Consider the following 20,931-nt stretch of genomic DNA (forward strand, 5'->3'; position numbering starts at 1 on the left):
CAGGGTACGGGGCTCCGGGAACGGAACGCTCACGGATATGCGTTGGGGATCACATGGGTACGAAGAGGGCCACGGGGTCCGGAGGGTCCGCGGCGGGGGCCGGGCGCGGCGTCAGCAGGCGCGGGCTGCTGATCGGCGCCGCCGCCACGGCCGCGGTGGCGGGCTCGGCCGTGCTGGCGCGGGACGAGTTGGAACGGGCCTGGTGGCGGCTGCCCGGAGTGGACAAGCCCCGGACACCGGGCGAGGTCGACTACGCGCGGGCCCAGTGGATATCGGCGTCAGAGGCGAACTGGCGACGGGCCGACCGCCCCGCGGACTACGCGATCGACCGGATCGTCGTCCATGTCACCCAGGGCAGCTACCGCAGCGCGGTGAGGGTCTTCCAGGACCCGGGCCACGGCGCGGCGGCGCACTACGTGGTGCGCCGGGACGGCCACGTGACGCAGATGATCCGTGAGCTGGACGTGGCGTTCCACGCGGGGAACCGGTCGTACAACGAACGCAGCGTCGGCATCGAGCACGAGGGGTTCGTCGACCGGCCGCAGGACTTCACGGCCGAGATGTACGGGGCGTCCGCCCGGCTGGCGGCGGCGATCTGCGAGCGGTACGGGATACCCGTCGACCGGGAGCACATCGTCGGGCATGTGGAGGTACCGGGCGCGGACCACACCGATCCCGGGCCGCACTGGGACTGGAACCGGTATCTGAAGCTCGTCCGGGCGGCCCGAACCGCCGGGACGGCGGGAACGAAAGCGGGTACCCCGGGCACCTGAGCACGCACGCGCCCCGCACGCCCTGTGCGTCCGAGCGCCCCGTATGGGCTGGTCCGGCCGGACCCCGCCGTGCTCCGCGTCGGCTCAGACGAGTCCCGCCATGCGTGCCCGCTCGACCGCCGGGCCGATGGCGCGGGCCACCTCGTCGATGTCCTGCTTCGTGGACGTGTGGCCGAGCGAGAAGCGCAGGGTGCCCCGGGCCAGGTCCGGATCGGTGCCGGTGGCCAGCAGGACGTGGCTGGGCTGGGCGATGCCCGCGGTGCACGCGGAACCGGTGGAGCACTCGATGCCCTGGGCGTCCAGCAGCAGGAGCAGGGAGTCGCCCTCGCAGCCGGGGAAGGTGAAGTGGGCGTTGGCCGGGAGCCGGCCGCCGGGAGCCGGGTCGCCACCGAGTACGGCGTCGGGTACGGCCGCCCGCACCGCCGCGACGAGGTCGTCGCGCAGCCCGCCGATCTCGCGGGCGAACTCCTCACGGCCGTCGGCGGCCAGACGTCCGGCGAGGGCGAAGGCGGCGATGGCGGGGGTGTCGAGGGTGCCCGAGCGGACGTGCCGTTCCTGCCCGCCGCCGTGGAGTACGGGCACGGGGGTGTACTCACGGCCGAGCAACAGCGCGCCGATGCCGAACGGGCCGCCGATCTTGTGCGCGCTGACCGTCATCGCGGCCAGGCCGGAGCGGGCGAAGTCGACGTCCAGCTGCCCGAACGCCTGCACCGCGTCGGCGTGCATGGGTACGTCGAACTCGCGGGCCACGTCCGCCAGTTCACGTACCGGCATGATCGTGCCGATCTCGTTGTTGGCCCACATGACGGTGATCAGGGCGACGTCGTCGGGGTCGCGGAGAACCGCCTCGCGCAGCGCGTCGGCGTGGACGCGGCCGTACCGGTCGACGGGAAGGTACTCGACGTTCGCGCCCTCGTGCTCGGCGAGCCAGTGGACGGCGTCCAGCACCGCGTGGTGCTCGACCGGGCTGGCCAGCACCCGGGTGCGGCGGGGGTCGGCGTCGCGGCGGGCCCAGTACAGGCCCTTCACCGCGAGGTTGTCGGCCTCGGTGCCACCGGAGGTGAAGACCACTTCGCTGGGGCGTGCGCCGAGCGCGTCGGCGAGGGTCTCTCTCGACTCCTCGACGGTACGACGGGCCCGGCGCCCCGCGGCGTGCAGCGAGGACGCGTTACCGGTGGCGGCGAGCTGGGCGGTCATCGCGGCGATCACTTCGGGAAGCATCGGCGTGGTCGCGGCGTGGTCGAGGTAAGCCATGGTGGGCCCGATTCTACGAGTCCGCCCGCCCGTCCGCGGCGGGGCGTACGCACGGCGCATCGCTGCCCGGTACCCGCGCACCGGTCGGCTCCTCCGGCCGCCCGCTCCCGGCCCGGGACCGCTCCGGCGGAGCCGTGCTGCCCGGATTCCCGGTCCGGGCCCCCGGTCCGTTGCTGCCGGCCGGGTCGTTCCGTGGCACACCGGGTGCCGGGTCGCACCCGCGTGGCACACCGCGTGCCCGTCCCGGTGCCGCGCGCCCCGTCACACACCGCCTCGCCGGTGCCACGTGGCGACGGCCGGTCGGCCCGGTCAGCCCGAGAAGCTCCAGGAGATCGTGCCGGATCCGGTCACCAGAACGGCCAGCACCACGAGGTCGGCGATGCCGAGGGCGAGCCCGAGGAAGGCGCGTCCGCGGCGGGAGGTGGAGCGGGCGAGGGCGAGGATCGCCATGACGATGGCCGCCGGGCCGAGCAGGATGTTCATCACCAGCAGACCGACGAGCCCGAGCACGAAGGAGGCGACGGCCAGTCCGTCGGCGTCCCGGCCGTCGCGCCGACGCTGGTCGGCGCGACCATGCTGCCCGCCCCGGCCTCGGGCCCGGTCCCGGCCCCTGGTCCCGTCACGGATCCGGCCTCGGCGTCGGTGGCGGACGGCACCCGGGTGCCGGTGTTCGCGGTGGAGCGGCGGCGTACGGACGCGGTGAGTGTCATGGGGGACGAGCTCCTTCGTACGTGCGGCGATCAGGGCTGTCGGATCTCCGGACCCGCGGTCATCGGGGCCTGCGCTGCCCGGACGCCCGCTCCCGCACGGCGAAGACCAGCAGCCAGCAGCCGATCACGGTGGCGAGCGCGAAACTCAGCGGAAGCGGAATCTGGACCACGGCTCCGAGCACGAGTCCGAGCAGAAGCAGGGCGGCGTGAGGGCGGTGCGCGATGCCATCGCGGCCCAACTGCGGCAATTCGGCCGGGAAGTCGCGGGGGTGCTCGCCGAGGAGCCGGAGTCGCGGGGCTGGAGCGAGGAGGATCTGCTGATGCTGGGCGGTCTCCACGTCGACCACCTGGTGATCACGACCTCCGCGCTCCTGGAGGCGGGGCCCGACGGGGAGCGGGAGGTCGCCGAGGTGGCCCGCCGACGGCTGAGACTGATCGCGCTCGGTAGACGGCACTGGCTGGACCGAACGGGCGACGAGGGGACCCACTCCGGCAAGGGCGACGACGAAGACGACGGCAACAGCGGCAACGGCGCGCCCCGTCCGGGCTTCCTCCGAGTGGAAGGCGACCTGCCGACAGGCTCGTGAAGCCCACCAGCATGGCCTGGGGGGCCACGGAAAGCCCGTGAGCCCCGCCACAGGGCCGCCCGTGAAGCCGAGGGGCCACCGGCACCGATACGGCACCGGTGGCCCCTGCCGCGTACTCCCCCGTCGTCCGCGGCCTTCCGAACCCGCGCGGGTCAGCCGAACTGACCCGGCTGGTAGTCGCCCGCGGGCTGCTGGGTGATGACGTTCAGGCGGTTGAAGGCGTTGATGACGGCGATGATCGACACCAGGGCGCCGAGCTGCTCCTCGTCGTAGTACTTGACGGCGTTGGCCCAGACCTCGTCGCTGACGCCACCGGCCGCGTCGGCGATGCGGGTGCCCTGCTCCGCGAGCTCCAGCGCGGCGCGCTCGGCGTCGGTGAACACCGTGGCCTCGCGCCAGGCCGCGACCAGGTTGAGACGCTCCCAGGTCTCCCCGGAGTGCACGGCGTCCTTGCTGTGCATGTCGACGCAGAAGCCGCACCCGTTGATCTGGCTGGCGCGGAGCAACACCAGTTCACGCGTCGTGGCCGGCAGCGGCGAGTCCGCGACCGGCTTCCCGGCCGAGACGAGGTGCTTCAGGGCCTTGGCCGCGACCGGGTTGGTGAAGAGGTTCAAGCGAGCTTCCATGGTGCACTCCTTGGCCGTTGTTGGCGGTTACACCCCTTCGACGGAGACGAGCCGCACGATGTGACACGTACCAGTGTGACCTGCGTCTCCCTCTCGGACTCCCGCTCCTCGCGATCAGCGGATCGACCACCGGCCCGTCACGACCGGCCCGGCAGAACCGCCATACCCGTCATATGCATCGCGTCCATCACGCGCGTCGCGTGCATCGCGCCGGTCATGCACGTCACTCGGGGCGCGCGGCGGTGACCGGCCACGCGGCGTTGCGCAGGCGCGGCGGACCGTCCCCCTCATGGGCGCGCAGGATCTCGCGGAGCGGCTGGTGGGCGCGGTCACGGACCTCCGGTCCGAGCGGCACCAAGCCAAACGGTGCCGGTCCGGCCGGTGCCGGTCCGGCCGACGTCGGCCTGATTCCGGGCAGCGGCGGCCCGGGCGACGCCGGTCCGAGTCCGAGCGGCATCGACCGAACCGATCAGGGTCCGGACGCCGTCGGCCCGGGAGTCCCCGGCCTTCGCCCGGCCGGACACCGTCGACCGAGCGGCCCCGGCCCTCCCGAGTCGCGGGAGAGTCGGGGCCGGGCCCTCCCGCCGCCGCTACCCGCGCGGCGCCCGGGCCAGCTGACGGGACTGGGCGACCAGACGGTCCGCACTGTCCCAGACGTCCGCGTCCTCCTCCAGGAAGCCGCCCGCGAGGTTGCGGGTGGTGATGGAGACCCGCAGCGGGCCGGGGGCGGGGCGGCAGCGGACGTGGGTGGTGAGTTCGACGGTCGGCGTCCAGCCCTTGAGGCCCAGTTCGAACGCGGTGGGCGGCAGCGCGTCGACGGTGAGCAGGAGGGAGAGCGGATCGGGGTCACGACCGTCCGCGAGGCCGAACCAGCCACGCATCTCGCCCTTTCCGGAAGGGGCTCCGACCGCCCACCCGACCGTCGCCGGGTCGAGCTTGATGTCGATCCGGTCGGCGATGGCGGAGCTGCCGGGGATGGGGGCCGGGCCGTCGCCGGGGCCTAGGCAGTGCTCGACGGGGGGGATGGCCGGCGGCTTCGCCGAGGTGCGCACCTCTTCGCTCAGCGCGTCCAGATCGCCGTAGGTGGCGACGACACGGATGCGCTCGGTCTCGGTGCCGTCCTCCGCGTACTGGAAGAGGGATGCCTGCCCGGTCGAGAGGGTGCGGCCGGTACGGACCGTCTGCGTGCGGATCACCGCGGGGCCCGGGACGGACGCGGTGAGGTAGTGGGCGGAGATCGAGAAGGGGTCCGGGTGGGGCAGGGCGTCGCCGAGCGCGCGGCCGAGCATGGCCAGCAGATAGCCGCCGTTGACCGCATGGATGATCGTCCATCCGGCGGAGAGCTCGGCGTCGTAGACGCCTTCCTCACGACGGGCGACGGCCGTGTCGCGGTCGAACTCGCTGTCACCGATGGTCGCGGTCGCCTGAGTGATTCGCGCCGCTCGCTCTGCTGCCTGTGCCATGCGATGCACCGTACACCGACAGCGTTACTAAGCGGTAGCTTTTTCTTATGAGAAGAATGATGAGAAGAATGGGGTCGGGATGACCGGATACTCCCGGAAGTCGTGACCCGGGGGCACACCGCCTCCCGTGGAACGACCCCGTCCGGAACGACCACCCGGAACGGGCCGCCGCCCATGAACGGGCCGTCCTCCATCAACGGGCCGCCGGCCATGGACGAACCCGCGTCACAGGCACGGACCACGTCACATGGCCGCGGAACTCTCCTCGGCCGTCGACGACCGCCGGTTGTACGCGCGCGGGGCGCGCCAGTGGAAGCGCATCGCGAGCAGCCGCAGCACGAACGCCGCGATCGCCGCGGCACCGCTGGTGAGCGCGTTGAGTGCGTCGAAACGGATGCACAGCACGATGATCGCGGCGCCGACGATCGCGGGCACCGCGTACAGGTCCCGGTCCCAGCGCAGCAGGGACGGCACTTCGTTGGCCAGGACGTCGCGCAGTACGCCGCCGCCCACCGCGGTGGCCAGGCCGAGCGCCGCCGACGCGGTCAGGCCCAGGCCGTACCCGTACGCCTTCACCGTGCCGGTGACGCAGAACAGCCCGAGGCCCGCCGCGTCGAAGACGTTGACCGCCACCTGGATCCGCTCGACGTGCGGATGCAGGAAGAACACCAGCACCGCGGCGAGCAGCGGGGTGGTGAAGTAGCCGAGGTCCGTGAACGCCGCGGGCGGGACCGCGCCGATGACGATGTCACGGAACAGCCCTCCGCCCAGCGCGGTCACCTCGGCGAGCACCGCGATGCCGAAGACATCGAAGTTCTTGCGTACGGCGAGCAGCGCGCCCGAGATCGCGAAGACGAAGATCCCGGCGATGTCGAGCGCGTGCTGGACGGAGGGCGTGAACAGTTCGTTGAGCACCGGGCAATTGTGCCGGTACTACTCCTTGGGGCCGACCTCCGGCGTATCGGACGTTGTTCCCCCTGCGGCGGCACCGGACGACGGTCCCTCGGCGGGACCCTCCGCGGCCGAACCCCCGGCCGACTCCTCCGCCGCTTCCCCCGCCGCGGACCCGGCCGCCGGCTTCTCCGCCGCGGACTCCTCCGCCGCGCCGCCGTCGGCGTCCGTCTTCTGGATCGAGACGATCTCGATCGCCTCGCGCGCCTCCTCCGTCACCGTCTCCCCCGGCACCTGGTCCGCCGCGTTCTCCGGGTGGTGGCAGGCGACCTGGTGCCCGGTCCTCAGCGCGACCAGCGGCGGCTCCTGCGTCCGGCAGGTCTCCGTCGCCTTCCAGCAGCGGGTGTGGAAGCGGCATCCGCTGGGCGGCGAGATCGGCGACGGCACGTCGCCCTTCAGCAGGATGCGCTCGCTCTTGGCCGACCGGCGCCTCGGGTCCGGGATCGGGACCGCGGACAGCAGCGCCTTGGTGTACGGGTGCATCGGCGCCTTGTAGAGCGAGTCGCGGTCGGCCAGCTCCACGATCTTGCCGAGGTACATCACCGCGATCCGGTCCGAGACGTGCCGGACGACCGAGAGGTCATGGGCGATGATCACGTACGTCAGGCCCAGCTCGGACTGGAGGTCGTCGAGCAGGTTCACGACCTGTGCCTGGATGGAGACGTCCAGCGCCGACACCGGCTCGTCCGCCACGACGAGCTTGGGCTTGAGCGCGAGCGCGCGGGCGATCCCGATGCGCTGACGCTGGCCGCCGGAGAACTCGTGCGGGTAGCGGTTGTAGTGCTCGGGGCTGAGGCCCACGACCTCCAGCAGCCGCTGGACCTCCTTCTTCACACCGCCCTCGGGCGTCACGCCCTGGAGCTTGAAGGGGGCTCCCACGATCGTGCCGATGGTGTGCCGGGGGTTCAGGGACGAGTACGGGTCCTGGAAGATCATCTGCATGTCGCGGCGCATCGGGCGCATGGCGCCGACGCCGAGGTGCGTGATGTCCTGGCCCTCGAACTCGATCTTCCCCGCGGTGGGTTCGAGCAGCCGGGTGATCAGCCGGCCCATCGTCGACTTGCCGCAGCCCGACTCCCCGACAACGCCCAGGGTCTCGCCCGCGTGCACCTCGAAGTCGATCCCGTCGACCGCCTTCACGGCGCCGACGGTGCGCTGCAGCATCCCCTTCTTGATCGGGAAGTGCTTCTGCAGGCCGGTCGTCCTCAGCAGCACCTCGCGGGAGGCGGAGCCCCTGTCGGCGGTCGCCCCGTTCCCGGCGGCCCGCTGCCCGGGCATCTCCGTGTCCCTGCCCGCGTTCGCCACGTCCTCGCCCCCGCTCGCCATGCCCTTGTCCTCGCTCGTCACGGCCTTGTCCTCGCTCACAGCTTGGGCGCAATCTCTTCGGTCCAGATCCGCTCCCGCTGCTCCTGCGACATGTGGCAGGCCGCCCAGTGCCGGCCGCCGACCTCGCGCAGCTCGGGCCGCACGGTGCGGGTCACGTCGCCCTCGGGCACGTCCGCGTACGGGCAGCGCGGGTTGAAGGCGCAGCCCGACGGGATGTTGATGAGCGACGGCGGGGAGCCCTTGACCGGGATGAGCCGGTCGGTCTGGTCGCGGTCGAGACGCGGCATCGAGCCCAGCAGTCCCCAGGTGTAGGGGTGCCGGGGTTCGTAGAACACCTTCTCGGCCGGTCCGCGCTCGACGCAGCGCCCGCCGTACATCACGAGGATGTCGTCGGCGAGCTCGGCCACCACGCCCAGGTCGTGGGTGATGACGATGACCGCGGAGCCGAACTCCTTCTGCAGATCGCGGATCAGGTCGAGGATCTGCGCCTGGACGGTCACGTCCAGGGCGGTCGTCGGCTCGTCGGCGATCAGCAGCTCGGGGTTGTTGACCAGCGACATCGCGATCATCGCGCGCTGGCGCATCCCGCCGGAGAACTCGTGCGGGTAGCTGTCCACGCGCTTGTCGGGCTGCGGGATGCCGACCCGGTCGAGCATCTCGATCGCGCGCCTGCGGGCGGTCTTCTTGTCCACGTCGTGGTGGACCCGGTACGCCTCCACGATCTGCTTGCCGATCGTGTAGTACGGGTGCAGCGCCGACAGCGGGTCCTGGAAAATCATGGCCATGTCGCGGCCGCGCAGCCTGCGGACCTCGTCGGGGTCGGCGGACAGCAGTTCCTTGCCGTCCAGCCAGATCTCGCCCGAGAGGCGGGCCTTGCGCTTGCCGTACTGGCCGGCGGTGTGCAGCCCCATGATCCCGAGCGAGGTGACGGACTTGCCGGAGCCGGACTCGCCCACGATGCCGAGGGTCTTGCCCTTCTCCAGCGTGAAGCTGAGCCCGTCCACGGACTTGACGAGACCGTCGTCGGTCGGGAAGTGCACCTTCAGGTCGCGCACGTCCAGGAAAGCGGTGGGGGCGGGCGAGTCCGCGACGGGTTCGCCCAGCGCGGCACCGCTCTTGTGCAGTTCGGTCATCCCAGCCTCACTCGCGGGTCGATGACGGCGTACAGAATGTCGACGACGAGGTTGGCGACGGCGATGGCGAGCGCCGCGAACAGGGTGACGCCGAGGATAACGGGCAGGTCCTTGTCACTGATGGCCTGGACGGCCGCGAGACCCAGACCGGGCAGGTTGAACGTGGACTCGGTGAGGACCGCTCCGCCGAGGAGCACGCCGATGTCGAGGCCGAAGACGGTGAGGATCGGCGTCATCGCGGAACGCAGGGCGTGCCGGGTGATCACGGTGCCCTCGCCCAGGCCCTTGGCGCGGGCGGTGCGGATGTAGTCCTCGCCCAGCACGTCGAGCATGGTGGCCCGGGTGAGCCGGGCGTACATCGCGGCGTTCAGGAACGCGAGCACGATCCACGGCAGGATCAGGGTCTGGAACCAGACGCCGATGCCGTCGTCCGTGGAGAGGTTGTCGGCGATGTGCACCCACCCGAGGTTGTGCACGAAGAGGCCCATCGCGACCATGCCGGTGAAGAAGATCGGCAGGGAGACGCCGCCGAGGGCGGTGGTCATCGCGGCCCGGTCCCAGATGGTGCCGCGCTTGAGCGCGGACACGACACCGGTGGCGACGCCGCCGAGGAGCCACAGCACGCAGGCGCCCGCGGCGAGCGCGCCGGTGACGGGCAGCGCGTCCTTGAGGGTGTTCCAGACCGGTACCTCGGTGCGGAAGGAGTACCCGAAGCAGGGGGCGGCGCAGTGGGTGACGTCGTCACCGTTCGCGTAGTCGCGCCCCATCGGGATGCCCTTGACGAAGTCCCAGAACTGGACGAGGAGGGGCTCGTCGAGCCCCAGTTTGATCCGGATGCCCGCGAGCTGCTCGGCACCGGTGGCCTTGCCGGCGAAGAGGACTGCGACGTCCTGACCCGCCCACTTGGGCAGCATGAAGAAGATGGTGAAGGTCGCGAGCAGTACGACGAGCACCATGATGACTACGGCGAACAGGCGCCGGATGAGATAAGCAAGCACTGTGCGCGGCCCGGCGGTGGCCGGGATCCCTCGTGGGGTTCCCGGCCACCGCCCCGGCCATCACCTGCCCTTCGGACTGGCGGGTTTCGGCGGCGGTGGGGCGGCCGACGGGGTCGGCCGCTGTTGCTGTTGCCGGCAGCGGCTGCTGTTGCCGCTGCCGGCAGCGACTACTTGACGACGCCGAGCGAGACGTAGTCGTAACGGCCGTTGTAGGCGTCGGACATGTAGACGTTCGTCAGTCGGTTGCCGCGCCAGGTGATGTTCTTCTCGTAGATGAAGGGCATCCAGTCGGCCTGGTCGAGGATCCGCTTGTCGATCTGGCCGTAGATCTCACCGGCCTTGTCCGCGTCGGTCTCCGCGATCGCCTGGTCGAAGAGCTTGTCGACCTGCGGGTCCTTCAGCTGCGACTCGTTGTAGTTGCCGGTCTCCGAGAGGAAGCGGCTGTCCCACAGCGGCTGGCCGAAGCCCTGGCCGGACGGGAAGTCCGGGCCCCAGCCGCTCATGGTCATGCCGTAGCCGCGCTGCTTCACCACCGACGGCGAACCGCTGATGCTGGCCGCCTCGGCACCGTTGATCGGGTCGACCGCGACCTTGATGCCGACCTTGCCGAGCTGCGCCTGGAGCGCCTCGGCGGTGTCGACCTCGCCCGGGTTGTTGTTGCGGGCGGTGAGCTTGGTGGAGAAGCCGTTCGGCTGGCCGCACTGCTTCAGCTCGTCCTTGGCCTTGGCCAGGTCCGGCTTGCCCTTGCGGGCGAGGACGCCGTACGGGTCGTAGTCGCTGTGACCCTTGATGGACGCCGGGAGGGCGCTGTTGGCGATCGCGCCACCGGCGATCTCGCCGCCGCGGACCTGCTGGAGGGCGGCGAAGTCCGTGGCGTAGAAGACGGCCTTGCGGCAGTGGACGTCGTCGAGCGGCTTCGCGGTGTGGACCAGGGCGACGTAGCGGACGAACGACGTCTGCATGTTGTCGACGCTGTCCTTGTGCTTCTGGATGGCGGTGACGCGGCCGGACTGGGTCATGCCGGTGCCGTTGAGGTCGACGTCGTAGTCGCCGTCCATCAGCTTCTTGTCGTTCTCCTCCAGGTTGGCGGAGATCGTCACGGTGATCTTGTCGGGGAGCGCGGCGCGCACCGGGTCCGACGACTTCTGCCACTTGTCGTTGCGGACGAGCACGATGCTCTTGTTCGGCTTGTACGACTCGAACTTGTACGGGCCGGAGGAGAACGGGCGCTGGGTGTACTTGGCCTTGGTGTCCTGGGACGCCTTCACGGGCGTGCCGGACGGCATGGCCAGGAACTGCTCGAAGTCGCCGTTGGGCTTGGGCAGTTTGAAGATGATGGTGTTGTCGTCGGGCGTCTCGATCGCCTTCAGGCCGAGCTTGTCCGGCGACGAGTCCTTGTACGGGCCCTTGTACTCGCCCTTCGGGTCCAGCGCCTGCTTCAGGTACTGCGGACCACCGGTGATGGTGTCCGTCGCCCAGATGCGCTCGATGCCGTACTTGACGTCCTTGGACGTCAGCTTGGAGCCGTCCTCCCAGGTCACACCCTCACGCAGCTTGTACGTGTAGGTCTTGCCGCCGTCCGTGATCTCGGCGGGGCCGGTGGCGAGGTCACCGACCAGCGTGGTCGAGGCGACACCCGGCTTGGTGTCGTACGTGACCAGCTGGCGGGTGTAGAAGCGCATGAAGTCCCAGGCCATGCCGTAGTAGGCACGCTGCGGGTCGGCCGAGTCCAGGTCCTGCTTGCCGACCATCTTCAGCGTTCCGCCCTTTTTGGTGGACGGGTTGGCGACCTTGTTGAACGCCGCGTTGAAGCCCGCGCCCTTCGCGCTGCCACCGTCGCTGTCGCCGTCGCCGCCGCCGCACGCCGTGGTGGTCATCAGCGCCGCGACCACGAGGGCCGCACCAGCGGTGAGCCGTCGCTTCGTGGAAACCGTGGACATTTTCTCGCAACCTCCGAGATCGCGGTCCCAGGCCGTTGCATGCCGGAGAACCATGGGAGAAGCCACCTGACGGTGCGGCAGGGGCAAGTCGTGGGTCATCGGGTCCCCTTGGGGTCCAGGGCGTCGCGCAGCCCGTCCCCGAAGAGGTTGAAGGCCAGTACGGTGATGAAGATCGTCACGCCGGGAAAGACCATGAACATCGGGTCGTGCTCGTACGTCTCCAGGGCGTCGCGCAGCATGCCGCCCCAGGAGGCCGTGGGCGGGCGGACGCCGGCACCGAGGAAGCTGAGGGCCGCTTCGGTGAGGATGTTGGTGGGGATCATGAGCGTCGCGTAGACGGTGATCGGCGCCACCAGGTTCGGCAGCAGTTCACGGAAGAGGATGTGCCCGCGCCCGCCGCCGAGGCTCCGCGCGGCCTCCACGTACTCGCGTTCGCGCAGCGAGAGCGTCTGTCCGCGGACGATGCGTCCCACGTACGGCCAGCCGAAGAAGCCGATGACGGCGACGAGTACGGCGATGCGCACCCCGCTGCCGGTGAGACCGAGCAGGTCGTCGGGGAGGACCGAGACCAGGGAGATGATGAAGAGCAGCTGCGGGAAGGAGAGCAGCACGTCCATCACCCGGCTGATCACGGCGTCGATCCAGCCGCCGAAGTAGCCGGCGACGATGCCGAAGAGCGTGCCGAGGGCCACGGCGACCAGGGCCGCCAGGAACGCCACGAGCAGCGAGATACGGGCGCCGTAGACGATCCGGCTGAAGACGTCCCGTCCCTTGTTGGGCTCGACCCCGAAGAGGAAGTCGCTGCTGATGCCGCCGAGGGAGCCGGTGGGCAGGTTGGTCAGCGGGTCGAGCTTGTCCTGGTGGAAGTCGTTCGGCGGGTGCCCCAGCAGGGAGACGATCAGCGGCGCGAAGACCGCCACCGCGATCAGGAGGAGGACAACGATGCCACCCGTCAGAGCGACCTTGTCCTGCTTGAGGCGGCTCCAGGCGATCTGCTTGAGGGAGCGTCCCTCGACCTTCTTGGCCCCGGAGCCGGCCGCGGGCCCACCGGTCGCGTTCGGATCCGTCTCCGTGGTCGGCTCGTGCAGTGGTGCCGTCATCGTGGCAAGGACCCCTCTCAACCGGCGGTGGCCGGGCCGAACTGGCCGCTGTGGCGGCACGGATCAGTCAAGTCGTACGCGGAGGCGGCAAGACGCCCTTGCTGCGGGAGTCTTCATCGCAGCCGCGCGCGGTAGCCATACCGACAGGCGAATGGATGCCTAACCGTGATGCGGGCCGACGCGATCCGTTATTCGGACGCACGTGAACGCCCGTCGAACACAGGTCAGTTGATGTTCAACGTGGCGATGACTCGCATACTCTTCGCTTTCGCCACCAGACGGTTCCTGAACGGAGATGTGCGACATGAAGGGCATGTGCGGCATGTTCCGGACATCTCTGGTCGAACGACCGTGCGCCGGATGCCAGGGAGGGGTGGACGCGTCGCACGGCGCGGGACGGCTTGCGCGCACTCACGCGCCACGGCGCACGCGCCCGCGGGAAACGGTGTCAGTACGCGCCCGCGCCCGGCGGGTAGCCGTAGCCGGGCGCCGGGGCGTGGGCCTCACGGTCGTAGAACGGGCGGGAGTTGACGCGCAGCCACATCGCGACCGGGTCGTACTCGTCGGACATCGCGACGGTGGAGACGGGCAGCCCCTCCGGGACCGCGGCGAGAGACTGCCGCATCATCGCGCGCACCGCGTCGACGGAGGGCCGGCTCGTGTCGTACAGGTCGAGGCCGATGGCGAGGTACGCCGTGCCGAGCGCGGGCTGCACCCAGGCGCGGCGCAGCGAGCGGATCGCGGGGGTGCGGTGGGCGTTCTGCGCGAGCAGGGCGTAGAACTGCGGGATCTCGATGGCCGGCTCGGTGAGCCGGAGCGGACCGGCGGGCATCCGGTCGAGGCCGGTGGCGATCCGGCGCAGGTCCAGCCAGGGGATGCCGACGCCGCCGCCCGGGGCGTGCGGGTTGAGCCAGATGCCCCAGCGGTCGGGGAACAGGGCGCGGGCGATGTCGAGGCCGGTGACCACTTCATGGGCCCGGGTCCAGCCGCTGGCCGAGAGCTCCTGGGCGGAGGTCACACAGGGGGCGTAGCCGAGACCGTCGATCTCCATGTTTCCGTACTGGGCGTCGGGCGAACCCGCCCGGCCGTTCCAGAGAAGCATCCAGATCCGGTCGTGCGCGAGGGCCTGGAGCAGTGCCTCGTACGCGTCGTAGCGCCCGGGCGTCACTTGGCGCAGCATGTGCTCGACCTGCCCGGCCGCCGCGGTGCCTGACGCACTCACCTGGTCCCGCCCCTCTTCGATCCACTGTGCCGGCCCGCCGCTCCCGGGGCACACGGGCGCGGCATGATGCCGTGACACCCGCCATGAAACCAGCTTAGGTGCCGCTCCTGACACCGACTTGACGCCTCGGACCCGGAGGGCGGTCCGCGGGGTGCGCGGCAGGCGGTCCGCCCACCGCGCGCCTCGCACTGGCGTTCGCCGCCCCGCGTGGGTGCGAGCCGGGCGTCGCACGGCGGGCGGCGGCTCGACGACCCGGCCTACCGCTGCGCGCGCTGGTAGAACGGACGGATCCGCTCCCGCATCCAGTCCCCGACCGGGTCCTGCGCCACGTCGAGCAGGACCAGGTTGACCGGCCAGGGCACCGCCACGCGGCCGAGCGCGCGGCCCAGCGCGGCCATCGGGGCATCGCGCGCGGCCTCGTCCCAGGCGGCGAACTCCACACCGATGAAGAGGACGGGGTCGTCGCCCTCGATGCTGGCCAGTGTGCGGCGGGCGGTGAGCACGACGCCGCTCTCCTCGAACTCCCCGGCGGCGGCGGAGAGGAAGTCGACGGGTTCCTCCTGCCAGTCCGGTTCGTACAGGCGGACCCGGCCTCCGGTGGCCGGTCCGTCCAGCGGGGTGCGTCCGGTGCGGCAGAGCTCGGCCACGGCGGGCGGCGGCAGTGGCATCCCGACCGCGCCGCCGGGGTTCACGGCCATGCCGAGCTGCGGGGGCAGGCCGCGGGCGAATTCGACGGCGGGGGCGACGGTGTAGGACATCCGGTCGCCGACACAGCCGAGGAACTGCTGTTCGGAGCTGAAGACGGGGACGAACGCCGCTCCGTCGATCTCCAGCGTCGGCAGGTCGAGGTCCGGGGAGTCGGGGCCGCCGCCGTTGGGGAGCGGCACCCATACGTGGCTGCGCCCGAGCACCTCGACGAGGCGCCCGCCGGCCTCCGCCGCTCCCACCGAGGCCATCAGCACCTCTTCGAGCTCGTTGGCCGGCCATCCGCTCTGCGGATGGGACTGGACCTGCGCCGGAATGTCCACTGCTTCCCCTTCTTTCCCGAGCTCCTGCCCGAGCCTTCCGGCAGAAGGTTACGACCTGGGGGCGAGCGGGGTGGATCAGGGAGCTTCCTCGTACGGCCTCGACCGCGAGGGCGGAGGGAGCGGCGCGGCGTCGGCGAGCGACGACCACGCGGCGGGCGGAGTCGCGGGCGGGGCGAGCCCGCCCCCTGCCACTCCCCGCCCCGGTCGTCGCTGCCCGTCCCGGCGGCCGCCCGGCCCCGAGCCGCACCCGGTGAACGTGATCGGCTACCCGGGCCCGGGCCGCGCCCCCGTGAACGTGATGCGGTCCAGCAGCCCCGCCGCCTCCCGGTCCAGGAGCACGGCCGAGGCGCAGCCGGGCAGCAGCAGTCCCAGCTCGGTGTCCCGGAGCAGCCGGCCGACCGCCCTGCGGTGCCGGGCGAACGCGTACCCGGAGACGCCCCGGCCGCGTTCCCGCTGCCCCTCCCGCGCGGTCCGCGGCGTGACGTCGAGCAGGAGCAGGTGGAGGTCGTGGCCCCGGCGCCGCGCGTCACGGGCCAGCCAGCGGCGTACCCAGGCCTGCGTTCCGCAGTCGTGCACGACGGCGGACTCGCCGGAGCGCAGCGCCCGCCGCAGCCCCGCGTAGTGGGCGAGGCGGACGAGGGGGCGGTAGAGGGCGTACGGGAGCAGGCGCGGCATCATCCCCGCCCAGCGGTCCCGGGTGTCCTGCGAATCGATGGTGCGGACCGTGGCCGTCCGCCGGATGAGGGTGGATTTGCCGCTGCCGGGCAGCCCGGAGACCACCACCACGTCGCCCGCCGCGAAGCGCAGGCCGCGCGGGGCGTGCCCGCCGCGCCGCCGCAGGTCGCGCACGACCGGTGCGGGACGGCCGAGCGCCTCCCCGGCCGGGGCTCCGGCCTGTGCGGGCATCGCGCCGTGCGCGGCCCCCGCGGTCGTCGCGTACCGCCGTAACGTCATCGCCCTCCCCCTGTCGGATGTCCACCCATGGCCGAAGTGTAAAGAAGTGGTAATGCGGCACAACCGTCCACGCCGTTGAACTGCCCCGGGGACCGGGGCCCCACTCCGGCGCGATGCGTGCGATGATGGCCCGGCCAACTGCATAAAGGCCGTTTGAATCCGCGCGGGAGAGTTCCGGTCGTTGCATGGGCCGGGCGCCGAAGGAGCAAGTTCCTCCCTTGAATCTCTCAGGCCCCGTACCGCGTGGATGAGGCAGATCTGAAAAGCGGGCCGCCCGGCGGCTCCACCCAAGGTGCAAGCCGAACCGGACCCTTCGGGGGCTTTCGGCGAACCTCTCAGGTTCCGATGACAGATGGGGAGGGATCGTCCTCGCCGTCATGCCCCGGGAGCCACACCATGACCACCGCACCCCGCCATACAGCCCTCGATGCCCTGCACCGTTCGCTGGGCGCGACCATGACCGACTTCGCGGGCTGGGACATGCCGCTGCGCTACGCCAGCGAGCGCGACGAGCACAACGCGGTCCGTACCGCGGCCGGTCTCTTCGACCTGTCGCACATGGGCGAGATCACCGTCACCGGCCCCGAGGCCGCGGACTTCCTGAACTTCGCGCTGGTCGGCAACATCGGCACCGTCGCCGTCGGCCGCGCCCGCTACACGATGATCTGCGCCGAGGACGGCGGCATCCTCGACGACCTGATCGTCTACCGGCTCGGCGAGGCCGAGTACATGGTCGTCGCCAACGCGGGCAACGCCCAGATCGTGCTGGACGCGCTCACCGCCCGGGCCGGGGGCTTCGACACCGAGGTGCGCGACGACCGCGACGCGTACGCGCTGCTCGCCGTCCAGGGGCCCGCCTCCGTCGCCATCCTTTCCTCGGTCACCGACGCCGACCTGGACGGCCTGAAGTACTACGCCGGGCTTCCGGGCACGGTCGCCGGTGTCCCCGCGCTGATCGCCCGTACCGGCTACACCGGCGAGGACGGCTTCGAGCTGTTCGTCGCGCCCGAGCACGCCGAGGGGCTGTGGAAGGCCCTCACCGAGGCGGGTGCCCCGCACGGCCTGGTCCCCTGCGGGCTCTCCTGCCGCGACACGCTGCGCCTGGAGGCGGGCATGCCGCTCTACGGCCATGAGCTGACCACCGCGCTGACCCCGTTCGACGCCGGTCTCGGCCGGGTCGTGAAGTTCGAGAAGGAGGGCGACTTCGTCGGCCGCGAGGCCCTGGAGGCCGCCGCCGGGCGCGCCGAGACCGCCCCGCCCCGCAAGCTCGTCGGGCTGGTCGCCGCGGGCCGCCGGGTGCCGCGCGCCGGCTACTCCGTGGTCGTCGGCGGCGAGGTCGTCGGCGAGGTGACCTCGGGCGCCCCGTCGCCCACCCTCGGCAAGCCGATCGCCATCGCGTACGTGGACGCCGCGTACGCCACGCCCGGCACCGAGGGCGTCGGGGTGGACATCCGGGGCAACCACGAGCCGTACGAGGTCGTGGCGCTGCCGTTCTACAAGCGCCGGAAGTGACGCCCGGCCGGGGCTCCGGAAGAGGTGCCGGCGCCGCGTCCGGCACCCGAGTGCCCCGAAAGTGACGCAATCGCGTCTCATACCGTAAGACCACCGTTCATCAGCACTCCCCCGCGTACAGGAGAATTCAGGTCATGAGCAACCCCCAGCAGCTGCGTTACAGCAAGGAGCACGAGTGGCTGTCGACCGCCGAGGACGGTGTCGCCACGGTCGGCATCACCGAGTTCGCCGCCAACGCGCTCGGTGACGTCGTCTACGCACAGCTCCCCGCGGTCGGCGACACGGTGACCGCGGGCGAGACCTGCGGCGAGCTGGAGTCGACCAAGTCGGTGAGCGACCTCTACTCGCCGGTGACCGGCGAGGTCACCGCCGCGAACCAGGACGTCGTGGACGACCCCTCGCTGGTGAACTCCGCTCCCTTCGAAGGCGGCTGGCTGTTCAAGGTACGTGTCGCGGAGGAGCCGAAGGACCTGCTCTCCGCCGACGAGTACACCGAGTTCTCCGGCAACTGAGACCCCAAGGGACCACTTGATGTCGCTTCTCAACTCCTCCCTCCACGAGCTGGACCCGGACGTCGCCGCCGCCGTCGACGCCGAGCTCCGCCGCCAGCAGTCCACCCTCGAGATGATCGCGTCGGAGAACTTCGCTCCGGTCGCGGTGATGGAGGCCCAGGGCTCCGTCCTCACCAACAAGTACGCCGAGGGCTACCCGGGCCGCCGCTACTACGGCGGCTGCGAGCACGTCGACGTCGTCGAGCAGATCGCCATCGACCGGATCAAGGCCCTGTTCGGCGCCGAGGCCGCGAACGTCCAGCCGCACTCGGGAGCGCAGGCCAACGCCGCCGCGATGTTCGCGCTGCTGAAGCCGGGCGACACGATCATGGGTCTGAACCTGGCCCACGGCGGTCACCTGACCCACGGCATGAAGATCAACTTCTCCGGCAAGCTCTACAACGTGGTCCCGTACCACGTGGGCGAAGACGGCCTCGTGGACATGGCCGAGGTCGAGCGCCTGGCCAAGGAGGCCAAGCCGAAACTGATCGTCGCCGGCTGGTCCGCCTACCCCCGTCAGCTGGACTTCCCCGCCTTCCGCCGGATCGCGGACGAGGTCGGCGCGTACCTGATGGTCGACATGGCGCACTTCGCCGGGCTGGTGGCGGCGGGCCTGCACCCCAACCCGGTGCCGCACGCCCATGTCGTCACGACCACCACGCACAAGACCCTCGGCGGTCCGCGCGGCGGCGTCATCCTGTCGACGCAGGAGCTGGCCAAGAAGATCAACTCGGCGGTCTTCCCGGGTCAGCAGGGCGGTCCGCTGGAGCACGTGATCGCGGCCAAGGCGGTCTCGTTCAAGGTCGCGGCGACCGAGGAGTTCAAGGAGCGCCAGCAGCGCACGCTGGAGGGTGCCCGCATCCTCGCCGAACGCCTGGTCCAGCCGGACGTCACCGAGGCCGGTGTCTCCGTGCTGTCCGGCGGCACGGACGTCCACCTGGTCCTCGTCGACCTGCGCGACTCCGAGCTGGACGGCCAGCAGGCCGAGGACCGGCTGCACGAGATCGGCATCACCGTCAACCGGAACGCCGTCCCGAACGACCCGCGGCCGCCGATGGTCACCTCGGGGCTGCGGATCGGCACGCCCGCCCTGGCCACCCGCGGTTTCGGCGCCGAGGACTTCACCGAGGTGGCGGAGATCATCGCCGCCGCGCTGAAGCCGTCGTACGACGCCGACGCCCTGAAGGCCCGTGTCGTCGCGCTGGCCGAGAAGTTCCCGCTGTACCCCGGCCTGTCGTAGGCCGGGCTCGGGCCGTACCGGAACAGTCCGGAACACGGTCCGCGGCTCTCGGGCGGGGCACCGCGCACACTGGGACAGTGTGCGCGGTGCCCCATCCCTTGTCCCCTGCTCTCCGGGCCGACCGGCCCGTACGCATCACCCGGCAGACAACGGCGTCTACCAACCCTGAGGAGTATCCGTGGCCATCTCGGTCTTCGACCTGTTCTCGATCGGCATCGGCCCGTCCAGCTCCCATACGGTCGGCCCGATGCGCGCCGCCCGTATGTTCGCGCGCCGGCTGAAGAACGAGGGGCTGATCGCCCACACCGCCTCGGTACGCGCGGAGCTGTACGGCTCGCTCGGCGCGACCGGCCACGGCCACGGCACCCCCAAGGCCGTCCTGCTCGGCCTGGAGGGCGAGTCGCCCCGCACGGTCGACGTGGAGACCGCCGACGAGCGGGTCGCGCACATCCGCGCCACCGGCCGGATCGATCTGCTCGGCATGCACGAGATCGACTTCGACGCCGACGAGCAGCTGGTCCTGCACCGCCGCAAGGCCCTCCCCTACCACGCCAACGGCATGACGATCCTCGCCTTCGACCGCGACGGCGCGACACTGCTGGAGAAGACGTACTACTCGGTCGGCGGCGGCTTCGTCGTGGACGAGGACGCGGTCGGCGCGGACCGGATCGTCCTCGACGACACCGTGCTGAAGCACCCCTTCCGCACCGGCGACGAACTGCTGCGGCTCTCCCGTGAGACCGGCCTGTCCATCTCCTCGCTGATGCTGGAGAACGAGAAGGCGTGGCGCACCGAGGACGAGATCCGCTCGGGTCTGCTCGACATCTGGCGCGTCATGCAGGCGTGCGTCGCACGCGGCATGTCCCGCGAGGGCATCCTGCCCGGCGGCCTCAAGGTCCGCCGCCGCGCCGCGACCACCGCCCGCCAGCTGCGCGCCGAGGGCGACCCGCAGGCCCACGCGATGGAGTGGATCACCCTCTACGCGATGGCGGTCAACGAGGAGAACGCCGCGGGCGGCCGGGTCGTCACCGCGCCCACCAACGGCGCCGCCGGGATCATCCCGGCCGTGCTGCACTACTACATGAACTTCGCGGCCGGCGGCGCCACCGAGGCGGAGAAGGAGGACGGCGTCGTCCGCTTCCTGCTCGCCGCCGGGGCCATCGGCATGCTGTTCAAGGAGAACGCCTCCATCTCCGGCGCCGAGGTCGGCTGCCAGGGCGAGGTCGGCTCCGCCTGCTCCATGGCCGCGGGCGCCCTCGCCGAGGTCCTCGGCGGCACCCCCGAGCAGGTCGAGAACGCCGCCGAGATCGGCATGGAGCACAATCTCGGCCTGACCTGCGACCCGGTCGGCGGCCTCGTGCAGATCCCGTGCATCGAACGCAACGGCATGGCCGCGGTCAAGGCCGTCACGGCGGCGAAGATGGCGCTGCGTGGCGACGGCAGCCACAAGGTCTCCCTGGACAAGGTCATCAAGACCATGAAGGAGACCGGCGCGGACATGAGCGTGAAGTACAAGGAGACGGCCCGGGGCGGGCTCGCGGTGAACATCATCGAGTGCTGAGG

Annotated in this window: 18 protein-coding genes, 2 pseudogenes and 1 riboswitch; of the genes and pseudogenes, 6 read left to right on the forward strand and 14 right to left on the reverse strand. The window is 71.1% G+C overall.

Features of this window, described 5'->3' with window-relative positions:
* Nucleotides 1-53: 53 nt before the first annotated feature.
* On the forward strand, nt 54-773 hold the full coding sequence (locus tag AB0E67_RS01145) for a peptidoglycan recognition family protein (RefSeq protein WP_362019299.1): 720 nt from the start codon (nt 54-56) through the stop codon (nt 771-773).
* 84 nt (nt 774-857) lie between these two features.
* On the opposite strand, the gene AB0E67_RS01150 is transcribed toward AB0E67_RS01145, so the two are convergent.
* Together AB0E67_RS01150 and AB0E67_RS01155 are read right to left on the reverse strand one after the other, a co-directional pair.
* On the reverse strand, nt 858-2,027 hold the full coding sequence (locus tag AB0E67_RS01150) for a cysteine desulfurase family protein (RefSeq protein ID WP_362019302.1): 1,170 nt from the start codon (nt 2,025-2,027) through the stop codon (nt 858-860).
* Between the two features lie 309 nt (nt 2,028-2,336).
* Nucleotides 2,337-2,602 (reverse strand): annotated as a pseudogene (locus tag AB0E67_RS01155) (DUF4190 domain-containing protein).
* A gap of 320 nt (nt 2,603-2,922) precedes the next feature.
* Here AB0E67_RS01155 and AB0E67_RS01160 point away from each other — a divergent pair.
* Nucleotides 2,923-3,201: pseudogene (locus tag AB0E67_RS01160) on the forward strand (TetR family transcriptional regulator); the annotation flags it as partial.
* A gap of 275 nt (nt 3,202-3,476) precedes the next feature.
* Here the strand turns inward: AB0E67_RS01160 and AB0E67_RS01165 are convergent.
* The 12 genes from AB0E67_RS01165 to AB0E67_RS01220 form a co-directional block, all read right to left on the reverse strand.
* On the reverse strand, nt 3,477-3,950 hold the full coding sequence (locus tag AB0E67_RS01165) for a carboxymuconolactone decarboxylase family protein (RefSeq protein WP_362019305.1): 474 nt from the start codon (nt 3,948-3,950) through the stop codon (nt 3,477-3,479).
* Nucleotides 3,951-4,173: 223 nt separating this feature from the next.
* Complete coding sequence (locus tag AB0E67_RS01170; protein WP_362019308.1) at nt 4,174-4,305, reverse strand: hypothetical protein; 132 nt, start codon at nt 4,303-4,305, stop codon at nt 4,174-4,176.
* A 235-nt stretch (nt 4,306-4,540) separates the two neighbouring features.
* Nucleotides 4,541-5,413, reverse strand: a complete 873-nt coding sequence (locus tag AB0E67_RS01175; protein WP_362019311.1) for a thioesterase family protein — start codon at nt 5,411-5,413, stop codon at nt 4,541-4,543.
* Between the two features lie 243 nt (nt 5,414-5,656).
* Complete coding sequence (locus AB0E67_RS01180) at nt 5,657-6,328, reverse strand: trimeric intracellular cation channel family protein (protein ID WP_362019314.1); 672 nt, start codon at nt 6,326-6,328, stop codon at nt 5,657-5,659.
* A gap of 18 nt (nt 6,329-6,346) precedes the next feature.
* Nucleotides 6,347-7,642, reverse strand: a complete 1,296-nt coding sequence (locus AB0E67_RS01185; protein WP_362021352.1) for a dipeptide ABC transporter ATP-binding protein — start codon at nt 7,640-7,642, stop codon at nt 6,347-6,349.
* 83 nt (nt 7,643-7,725) lie between these two features.
* Complete coding sequence (locus tag AB0E67_RS01190; RefSeq protein WP_073784655.1) at nt 7,726-8,823, reverse strand: ABC transporter ATP-binding protein; 1,098 nt, start codon at nt 8,821-8,823, stop codon at nt 7,726-7,728.
* Entirely contained in the window at nt 8,820-9,821 is a 1,002-nt protein-coding gene (locus AB0E67_RS01195; RefSeq protein ID WP_362019317.1) for an ABC transporter permease, read from the reverse strand. The genes AB0E67_RS01190 and AB0E67_RS01195 overlap by 4 nt, the downstream gene beginning before the upstream one ends.
* Before the next feature lie 167 nt (nt 9,822-9,988).
* A complete protein-coding gene (locus AB0E67_RS01200) occupies nt 9,989-11,761 on the reverse strand; it encodes an ABC transporter substrate-binding protein (RefSeq protein WP_362019320.1) in 1,773 nt (590 codons plus the stop codon).
* Between the two features lie 95 nt (nt 11,762-11,856).
* On the reverse strand, nt 11,857-12,861 hold the full coding sequence (locus AB0E67_RS01205) for an ABC transporter permease (protein ID WP_362019323.1): 1,005 nt from the start codon (nt 12,859-12,861) through the stop codon (nt 11,857-11,859).
* A gap of 448 nt (nt 12,862-13,309) precedes the next feature.
* Nucleotides 13,310-14,083 (reverse strand): enhanced serine sensitivity protein SseB C-terminal domain-containing protein, encoded by a 774-nt coding sequence (locus AB0E67_RS01210; RefSeq protein ID WP_362019326.1) that lies wholly within the window; start codon nt 14,081-14,083, stop codon nt 13,310-13,312.
* 257 nt (nt 14,084-14,340) lie between these two features.
* A complete protein-coding gene (locus tag AB0E67_RS01215; RefSeq protein ID WP_362019329.1) occupies nt 14,341-15,111 on the reverse strand; it encodes an enhanced serine sensitivity protein SseB in 771 nt (256 codons plus the stop codon).
* Nucleotides 15,112-15,375: 264 nt separating this feature from the next.
* Complete coding sequence (locus tag AB0E67_RS01220) at nt 15,376-16,065, reverse strand: AAA family ATPase (RefSeq protein WP_362019332.1); 690 nt, start codon at nt 16,063-16,065, stop codon at nt 15,376-15,378.
* Between the two features lie 154 nt (nt 16,066-16,219).
* Nucleotides 16,220-16,317: riboswitch (glycine riboswitch) on the forward strand.
* 144 nt (nt 16,318-16,461) lie between these two features.
* On the opposite strand from AB0E67_RS01220, the gene gcvT reads away from it, so the two are divergent.
* From gcvT to AB0E67_RS01240, 4 genes are all read left to right on the forward strand, one after another.
* Entirely contained in the window at nt 16,462-17,577 is a 1,116-nt protein-coding gene (gene gcvT / locus AB0E67_RS01225; protein WP_362019335.1) for a glycine cleavage system aminomethyltransferase GcvT, read from the forward strand.
* 134 nt (nt 17,578-17,711) lie between these two features.
* Nucleotides 17,712-18,089 (forward strand): glycine cleavage system protein GcvH, encoded by a 378-nt coding sequence (gene gcvH, locus AB0E67_RS01230; RefSeq protein WP_351522852.1) that lies wholly within the window; start codon nt 17,712-17,714, stop codon nt 18,087-18,089.
* Nucleotides 18,090-18,108: 19 nt separating this feature from the next.
* Nucleotides 18,109-19,368 (forward strand): serine hydroxymethyltransferase, encoded by a 1,260-nt coding sequence (gene glyA / locus AB0E67_RS01235; protein ID WP_351522854.1) that lies wholly within the window; start codon nt 18,109-18,111, stop codon nt 19,366-19,368.
* A gap of 178 nt (nt 19,369-19,546) precedes the next feature.
* On the forward strand, nt 19,547-20,929 hold the full coding sequence (locus AB0E67_RS01240) for an L-serine ammonia-lyase (protein WP_362019338.1): 1,383 nt from the start codon (nt 19,547-19,549) through the stop codon (nt 20,927-20,929).
* Nucleotides 20,930-20,931 lie beyond the last annotated feature (2 nt).

The organism is Streptomyces sp. NPDC032161 (assembly GCF_040636995.1).
In the GTDB taxonomy this organism is placed as follows: Bacteria; Actinomycetota; Actinomycetes; order Streptomycetales; family Streptomycetaceae; genus Streptomyces.